The 6486-nt window shown below is 44.9% G+C and carries 2 protein-coding genes and 1 other RNA gene; all 3 read right to left on the bottom strand.

Annotated elements, in window-relative coordinates; genetic code table 11:
• Nucleotides 1–137 precede the first annotated feature (137 nt).
• An RNA gene (gene rnpB, locus QUB70_RS23605) (RNase P RNA component class A) lies at nucleotides 138–570 on the bottom strand.
• 10 nt (nucleotides 571–580) lie between these two features.
• A complete protein-coding gene (gene corA, locus QUB70_RS23610) occupies nucleotides 581–1777 on the bottom strand; it encodes a magnesium/cobalt transporter CorA (RefSeq protein WP_332983767.1) in 1197 nt (398 codons plus the stop codon).
• Between the two features lie 125 nt (nucleotides 1778–1902).
• The gene (locus QUB70_RS23615) at nucleotides 1903–6132 is read right to left on the bottom strand and encodes a PAS domain S-box protein (RefSeq protein WP_332983768.1); all 4230 of its coding nucleotides are present in this window, start codon (nucleotides 6130–6132) and stop codon (nucleotides 1903–1905) included.
• Nucleotides 6133–6486: the final 354 nt, after the last annotated feature.

A 6486-nucleotide genomic window follows, 5' to 3' on the forward strand; every position in this document is an offset into this window, starting at 1 on the left:
GTATCTAACCTTATTCTAAAAATATCTAAAAATTCTCCCACTCTCCCCCACTCTCCCACTCTCCCCCTCTCCCCCTCCCCCTCTCCCCCTCTCCCACTCTCCCCCTCCCCCACTCTCCCAGTCTGGGATTTTGGGGGGGAAAAAGTCGGACATAAGCCGGGTTCTGTTCTCTCAACTGCAAGCAGTTTTCGAGGGCAGTTATCTATCTGGGACGCCTGTTACCAGACGCCTCAAGCGGTACCAAAAAACGGAACTGGTAAAAAACCAACCATAGTCCCTCCGACCTTGCTCCCAACTGGGGTTTACCGAGCCAGCACCTCTCGATGCTGCTGGTGCGCTCTTACCGCACCTTTGCACCCTTACCAAATTAGTTGTTGCTTCCCAGTCAAAAATCCTCAGTTACTTACTAATGACCAATGACTGCTGACAATGACTAATTGGCGGTATCTTTCTGTGGCACTATCCTCACGATCGCTCGCACTGGGCGTTACCCAGCAAGTTTGGTTTTTCGGGAGTCCGGACTTTCCTCAGACAAGCTTTCGCTAATCCGCAACCGCCTGCGCCTACTTTTTCCCCAGATTTATTGTACGCGATCGATCGTTACTTTTCTTCCTTCCTCTTTAATAGTAGAAAAGTTTTCAAACCAGCCGCGCCGCCAGAAGAAGTAAACTAAACCCGAGGCGATCGCTAGCATCACCGCCCAACAAAGCGGATAGCCAAAATACCAATTCAGCTCCGGCATATTCAAGGGCGATTTCTCTGTATTAAAATTCATCCCGTATACTCCCGCCACAAAAGTTAGAGGAATAAAGATACTCGAAATCACCGTCAGCAATTTCATAATTTCATTCATTTTATTACCAACCGAAGACAGGTAAACATCCATTAAACCCGAAGACAACTCTCGATAGGTTTCCACCATATCCATCACCTGCACCGTGTGATCGTAACAGTCGCGCAGGTAAATTCGCACCTCTGGACTAATCAAATCACTGCTATCTCGAATCAAAACATTAATTGCATCCCGCTGCGGCCAAATTGCGCGGCGCAGCGTCAGCAATTCTCGCCTAATTTTATAAATTTTTTCCAGGGTTTTGCGGGTGGGGTTCACCACCACTTCATCCTCTAGTTCTTCAATGCGCTCTCCGTACATTTCTAATACTGGGAAGAATCCATCTATAATCGAATCTAACAGAGTATAAGCGAGATAATCTGCTCCGTGTTTGCGAATCATTCCTTGTCCTTTACGAATGCGATCGCGCACGTGTCCAAAGCAATCATAGTCCGGTTCTTCCTGAACAGTTAGCAGGTAATGTTTACCCAAAAGCAAACTAACTTGTTCTTTGTGAAAATTATCTGAATTCGGCTTAATCATCACCATCCAGGCAATGATTAAAAGGTGATTTTCGTAATCTACAACTTTAGGGCGCTGTGGCACATTAACCACATCTTCTTGAGCCATAAGATGCAAATGAAACACTTCACCCATGTGGCGCCAAGTTTCTTGGTTTCCCAATCCCAACATATCAACCCAAGAAACAGATGCTGTATCTAAATACGCAGCAGCTTCTTGAGGATTTGCCAATTTGGTGCGAGTAGCTGCTGTCTCGCAATAGTCAATTAATACAATCTCCGGAGGCAGCGCATCCGCTTCTAAGTCGAGAGTTCCCGGTGGAGCCCCCGGATCGTCATAAAAATAGTCAACGTAGGAATCATCATCATCATCTTTAATTGGTTTTGCAACTGCACTAGAAGTATTTATGCCTTTGTATACCATGTTGATATTCCTGACTTTTAGAACCTTGAATTAGATTATCATTTTTCCAGTAAAACGACCAATTCCCAATGACAACTGTCAACTGTCAACTGTCAACTGTCAACTGTCAACTGTCAACTGACTAATTACCTCTGCCGAATTGGAATCTCGATCGCGAATTCAGTTCCCTCTCCAGGCGCAGAAATGCACCGCAGCGTACCCCCGTGTCTTTCCACCACAATCTGATAGGAGATAGACAGTCCCAAACCAGTACCTTTGCCTACTGGTTTAGTCGTAAAAAACGGGTCAAATATGCGAGACTTAACAGACTCTGCCATTCCCGATCCGTTATCTGAAATTGCGATCGCCACCCGATTGTTCTCCAAAACCTCCGTGCGAATCCGAATCCCAGGCAATGCGCCGCAACTTAAAGGTAAACCAGAAAAATCTTGCCCTTGGGCATCCGTTGCACTCGCCAATTCCAACTTCCTATTCCTGACATCTGCTAAAGCATCAATAGCATTATTTAAAATATTCATAAACACTTGATTTAACTGTCCGACGTAGCACTGTACCGGTGGCAGTTTTCCATATTCTTTAACTATTTCAATATTACGATTTCTGCCATTTTCTTTAAGTCTGTGTTGCAAAATTAACAGAGCGCTGTCTATTCCTTCGTGGATATCGACACGCTTAATATCTGATTCTTCCAGGCGGGAAAAGTTTCGCAAAGACAGAACAATTTCGCGAATCCGATCTGCTCCGGTTTGAATTGAATTCAGCAGGTGAAGGAAATCCTCTTTTATAAATTTAACTTCTATTTCCTCAGCAAAATCCGCGATAACAGAAACAGGTTTCGGGTAATGTTCTTGATACAAACTGCACAGTTGCAGCAAGTTTTTGGCATACTCGCTAGCGTGAATGATATTGCCGTAGATAAAACTGACAGGATTATTAATTTCGTGAGCAATTCCGGCGACGAGCTGTCCCAAACCAGACATTTTTTCTGCGTGAATTAGTTGAGCTTGAGTCCTTCCTAATTGTTTCAATGTTTGTTCTAACTGGCTATTTTTATCTTTTAATTGAGATTCTGCCTGTTTGCGCAGAGTTATGTTGCGAGCTAGAATAATAATTTGATCTGAATTAAAAGGCAACAGTCTGGCTTCATAAGTTTTGTCTCCTTCCGACATGGAAAGCGAATATTCTATGTCGATCGAATTTCTATGTTCGGAAATTTCAAATATTGCTCGAGCAAATTGGCTGGCGACATTTGGTGGCAATATGTCGGTCATTCGTTTCCCCATAAAATGTTCGAGAGATAGGTATAAATCCGATGAACTTCCTGACAAACAATCCACGATTATACCGTCAGCATCTAGTCTGAAATACAAATCAGGCAAAGCGCGAAAAATTGATTCTAACTCTAAAGTTTTTTGGCGCAATGCTTCCTCGGCGTAGTAGCGATCGCTAATATCAAAAATCACCCCGTCCAAACAGCCAACGCTCCCATCTTCAGCGAATACAGGAGAACCTTTATCCCACACCCATTTAACCGTGCCGTCTGCTGCTAGCAAGCGGTATTCCAAGTTATAAGACTGTTTGTTTTCTATTCCTTGCCTAATAGTTGCTTCTACTTTTGCCAAATCTTCCGGGTAAATAATGCTAGCAAAAGTCCGGCTACCCCTGTCCAAAGGCGAAATAAAATCCGCAGCAGGGTAGCCCGCTAGCAAGTAAACAGCATCGCTAATAAAAGTTGCAAAAAAATCGCACTGCCAGCGATAAACTACTCCCGGAATATTAGCTACCAAAGAGCGAAATCTCGCTTCACTTCTGCGCAAAGCTTCTTGAGCTTGATGGCGTTCAGTAATATCGTGAGCGAAAGCCAACACTGCGAATACATTGCCTTCAGCGTCGCGCAGAGGGACTTTTTGGGTATCAAAAATATGTACTGAACCGTCAGCAATAGTTGCCGGATCGTAGGGATTGTGGAGAGTTTCCCCGGCCAGTACCGCCGAGTCGTCGGTGCGGAAGCCACGGATATTTTTTGCAGGATTTCCAAACACTAATTCTACCGAAAATCCTAATTGTAAATCATCTTTACCAATCGCATTTTCTAGGGTTTGATCCATAGCTTTAAGGAAACTATTGTTTGCCAAAATATATCGGAAATTTTTATCTTTGGCAAAAATCCAGTCGCTGTTTTCATCAATTACCGTGCGCAGCAATTGTTCGGAACGTTCGGTTTGTTCCAAAGCTACCTTGAGTTCTAATTCCAGAGATTTACGAGCGGTAATATTTTCCAATGCAACGCCGACGCAGTTATTGGGCAGCGGAAAAGCTTTAATAGAAAAAGCGCGAGTTATTCTGCCGCATTCATCGCAGTCAATATCTTCAACTTCTACGGCTTTTTGGCTCAGAATTACCGAAGCAAATGCTTGGGGAATGTTTTTAGATCGCAAATGAGGAAAAATCTCGTCGATAGTCATGCCCAAAACGTCGGCCATTTCTAATCCGGTAAACTTGGTAGCTGCGGGATTCGAGGCGATCGCCCTGAGAGTGCTGTCATCGTCTATATTTTCTAAATGGTAGACGTACAAACCAATTTGCATATTCTCGACAATTTGGTCGTAGAGGCGCACGCTTTCGTCTACCTGCCTGCGTTCGGTAATATCTTCAGTAATCCCCAAAACGTACTGAGGATGGCCTGCGGCGTCGAGAATTGGCACTTTGCGGGTGTGCAGTATTCTCATACCTTTGTGGCGAGTTTGAATCGGCTCTTCGGCTATGTCTTGAACAGTAGATTGGTTGTGATGACCGGTCAATATTTCCCTGTCTTGAGCGGTGAAAACATCAGCTTGTTCTTTAGGATAAATATCGTAGTCATTTTTGCCGATCGCCTCTTGAGAGGTAACACCTGCGATCGTTTCTCCCGCTTTATTCCACAGCACAAATTTCAGCGAAGAAGCATCTTTAGCAAAAACTCCCACAGGCAGATTTTCTACTACGGAATTGAGGAACCCTCTCGCTGCTTTTAATTCAGCTTCTGCACGCTTGCGTTCGATGCCTAAAGCGATGACATCGGCAACCGATGCTAAAGTTTCCTGAAAGGGTGCACTCAGCGGTTGGCGGCTGATAATTACCATGACTCCCACCAGCCGTTCTTCCACAATTAAAGGGTAGCCGGCGAAGGTGAGAATTTGCTTGGGGATTTGGCAATTTTTCGGATTTTGACGGCTGTTGATAATTGCTATTTCAGAATTGTGTGCTGCTGCTTCGGATTCTTCCTCCGAGAGTCCAAAATTATTCAGTTCAAATCCGGAGTCAAATTCCGGTTTTTGCTGTGATGCGATCGAGTTAACCTTATTTTCAATAAATTTAGCCCGATCGCCTGTGCGACTGTAGATACCCGAGACTGCTTGCATTTCCCAAACATCATCTTGAGAGTTGAAACTCCAAATTTCAGCAGAGGCGACATCTAGATTTTGTACCATTGCCTCGCAGCAGGGAAGCAGGATATCTTGAGGGTGTTTGGTGAGGGCAATACCGACATCGGCTACCATTGCTGTGAGGCGAGAAGCTTGGGCTTTTTCTGCTTCCAAACGTTTGCGATCGGTGATGTCTTCCACCAAAGAAAGCACGGTAAAAGTGTCGCCGCTGCGAATAATCGAGTTGAACCAGCGACACCAAATTACCTGTCCGCTTTTAGTTTTATTTTGATTAATTGAAGTATTGCCGTTGCCGGCGGCCAGTTCGAGTTCGATCGCGCTTACAGCCTCTCTATCTTCTTCGCAAACCAAATCTAAATCGCCGAACTGCTTGCCCATCATATCATCGGATGTCCAGCCAAAGATTTCTTCAGCGCGTTTCGACCACTCAACGATCCGAAAATCTTCATCCCAGCCCACCATTGCCAGGGGACTGTTAGCTGCATTCAACCACAGTAAATGGTTCGATCGGCGCAACTGTTGAGTTTTCTGCTGCTGCCAGCGGTAGTGCCTGGTGATATCTCTACCAACGCCTAAAACCCGCATCTGGTTGCTAGAGGCATCCACCGCTGGCGTGTAAGCCGTTTCGTAAATTTTAATCCCGCCGTCTGCCACCGTCACCTCGTGAATTGCCAGCCTTTTTTCCCCTGTGATAAATACTTGTTGCAGGCAGGAATCCATCTGCGAGATTATATTTTTGAGAGCAGCATTATTGGGATATAATTTCAATAATTCCTGATGATTTTTGTTGACTATTTCAGCAGGTTCCAATCCCATCCAAGCAGCAGCAACAGGATTTATCGAGAGGTACTTTTGCTGTCGATCGCACTCTAGGAAAGCATCAACAGAGTTAGAGAAAAAAGACTGAAACAAGTTGATAACTTCCTGCATGGCTGTTTTTTCATCGCTTGCAAGTTAAGCTCTAAAATTTTCCTAAAGTTAGTTTAACTCACTAAAATATTTTTGCGCACTTTACTGCTGCGGTTCCCGGTGCAATTTTCGGTGCAGTTCCCTATGATACAAAAATTTTAAGGAAATAGTATTTTTCGGAATATAACTTAATTAGAGCCGATGCTCTTTTTTTAAACAAGACGCAGCGGATACAAAAGGGAGATGGGGAGAGTGGGAGAGGGGGAGAGGGGGAGAGGGGGAGATGGGGAGATGGGGAGAGGGGGAGAGGGGGAGAGGGGGAGAGATGGGGAGAGGGGGAGAGGGGGAGATTGGGAGAGATGGGGAGAGGGGGAG

The organism is Microcoleus sp. A003_D6, from assembly GCF_036702825.1.
Lineage (GTDB): Bacteria > Cyanobacteriota > Cyanobacteriia > Cyanobacteriales > Microcoleaceae > Microcoleus.

Excerpts from the sequence above, each read along its gene's own strand:
- corA (WP_332983767.1), bottom strand. The coding sequence starts at position 1,777 with ATGGTATACAAAGGCATAAATACTTCTAGTGCAGTTGCAAAACCAATT.
- QUB70_RS23615 (WP_332983768.1), bottom strand. The coding sequence starts at position 6,132 with ATGCAGGAAGTTATCAACTTGTTTCAGTCTTTTTTCTCTAACTCTGTT.